This is a genomic window from Candidatus Melainabacteria bacterium RIFOXYA2_FULL_32_9 (assembly GCA_001784615.1).
In the GTDB taxonomy this organism is placed as follows: Bacteria; Cyanobacteriota; Vampirovibrionia; order Gastranaerophilales; family UBA9579; genus UBA9579.
The window spans coordinates 818-3144 of the sequence record MFRQ01000170.1; the positions used below are offsets into that span (position 1 = coordinate 818).

Consider the following 2327-nt stretch of genomic DNA (forward strand, 5'->3'; position numbering starts at 1 on the left):
GTGGGTGTATGTTCTTCATAAGCTGGTTCTTCTTCATCATCTATAGAAAATTGGTTATCATCATACAATTCATAGTATTCTGAATTAGCTTCTTGCTGTGGCAAATTTGATTCTTCATTGTATTGATAATGATGTTCATGATTATTTGAATTAAAATTTTCTTCATCTGAATCCAGAACAAAATCGTTAAAATCAGATTTTGGTGTATTACTGTCATATAATTGATTCTGATCATCATTAGTCCACAATAAATCTTCTGATTCATTGTGGTAAGAAGCTGAATCTTCTGTAGAGTTAAAGTCTTGTAAATGGTTATTATACTCATTAATTGATGATTGTTCTTCTATTTGGATATCATTTGTAGGCTGAGATTGTTTTTTCAATGCTTCAATAATCTTTCTTCCAACCCCATCAGGTAATTTTGCTGATTTTTTTGTATCCACGTTCCCTCTCCTTTTAAGCTAATTTTACCATATTAAATTTGAATTTTAAAAATTTGGAGATTATGTATTTAAATTTTTCTTACTTTATATGTATTATAAATCATCTATTTATAAGTAGCGAAGTTTTATATATATTTTAATTTTCTGATCTTAAGTCTGAAGATAGTTTATGAGCGTATAATCCTTCAAGTTGAGCTATTTTTGAAGCAGTTGCACATAATTTGGATTGAACTGCCTGTTTTGATATTTGTTGAAAAGATTGAATTTTAACAAAGTCAAATACACTTAATCCGCCAGTATATCTCGCTATTCCATTTGTAGGAAGAATATGATTTGTGCCACTACAATAATCGCCGAAAACTTCAGCTGAATAATTACCTATAAATAATGATCCATAGTTTTTGAATTTATCAATAAAGGTATCAGCCTTATCAAAGCATATTTCAAGATGTTCGGGTGCTTTTTTATTGGCGATATCTATTGCCTGGGTTATATTATCTATTAATATAATAACTCCCTCTTGAATTGAAATACCGGCAATATCCGATGTTTCAAGTTTAGTTAAGAATTGTTCTATTTTTTTGTTAACTTTCTCGGCTAATTCTTTTGATGTGGTTATTAAACAGACTTCAGCTTCTTTATCATGCTCAGCTTGAGCTAATAAATCAGCTGCAATGAATTCCGGATTTGCAGTTTCATCTGCTATAATCATTACTTCACTTGGGCCTGCAAGAAAATCAATCCCACAAACCCCATACACTTCTTTTTTTGCAGCAGTTACAAACTTATTTCCGGGGCCTACTATTTTATCTACTTTAGGAATGGTTTCAGTGCCATATGCCATAGCAGCAATAGCTTGAACGCCTCCTATTCTGAATATCTTATCTGCTCCTGCAAGCTTGCAGGCAGTCATTGTTATCGGTTGTATTTTAGGGCTGCAAACAATAACTTCTTCTACACCTGCAATTTTAGCAGGAATTATAGACATAAGTGCAGATGAGGGGAGAGGATAATTTCCTCCTGGAACATAAGCACCTATTCTGTTTAGCGGAATTATCTTGTGTCCAAGCTTTATTCCGTCTATATCAATTTCTATATTCTTTAAAATACTGAATTGTGCCTCAGCAAACTCTCTTATGTTGCTTATAGCAATATTTAGACTATCAATAATATCTGGAGGAGTTTCCTGAAAAGCTTTATCTATTTCTGCCTTACTTACAGTGAATTCTGTCAGATCTCCATCACCAAACTTTTTACTGTATTCAGTTATGCTTTTATTTCCATATTTCTTGATATTAGAGATCACTTCCGGGACTATTTCGATCTCGGGAAATTCTTTATATTGGAAAAAATTCTGGTTTAATTCATTTATATTTATTATTTTCATAATACACCAATTAAATTGCAGACAGGAAAGTCAAATAAACTTTTTATTTTCTTCTGGATTCGAGCTGATCAAGCAGATCATCTATAGTTACGTCATTTTTCACCATAAGAGTTAATACAAAGTATAATAAATCTGCAACTTCCCAGGTTAATTCATCTTTTGTTCTGGAATGAATTACCTCGAAAGCTTCTTCATTAATTTTACGCTTCAACAGCATCTCATCTTCAAATAATTTAGCTGTATAAGAACCTTCAGGAAGGTTTTTTAGTCTTTCCATCAGGACATTATAAAGAGATTTTAGGTTAAATTCTTTATCTTCAAAGCAGGAATATCGTCCCGTATGGCATGCCACGCCTTTTTGATCAACTGTGTAGAGTAAAGCATCTTTATCGCAGTCATATTTAGCTGTAATTAGTTTTTGTGTATTACCTGAAGTGTCTCCTTTTGTCCATAAAGCGTTTCTTGACCTAGAGAAATAAGTTGCTAAGCCTGTTTCC

At 32.3% G+C, this 2327-nt stretch carries 1 protein-coding gene and 2 pseudogenes (1 of these 3 cut by a window edge); all 3 read right to left on the reverse strand.

Features of this window, described 5'->3' with window-relative positions:
- A pseudogene (locus tag A2255_09815) lies at nucleotides 1–443 on the reverse strand (hypothetical protein).
- Nucleotides 444–579: 136 nt separating this feature from the next.
- Nucleotides 580–1830 (reverse strand): histidinol dehydrogenase, encoded by a 1251-nt coding sequence (locus tag A2255_09820; protein ID OGI16604.1) that lies wholly within the window; start codon nucleotides 1828–1830, stop codon nucleotides 580–582.
- Between the two features lie 43 nt (nucleotides 1831–1873).
- Nucleotides 1874–2327 (reverse strand): annotated as a pseudogene (locus tag A2255_09825) (phosphoribosyl-ATP diphosphatase); it runs 722 nt beyond the window's last position.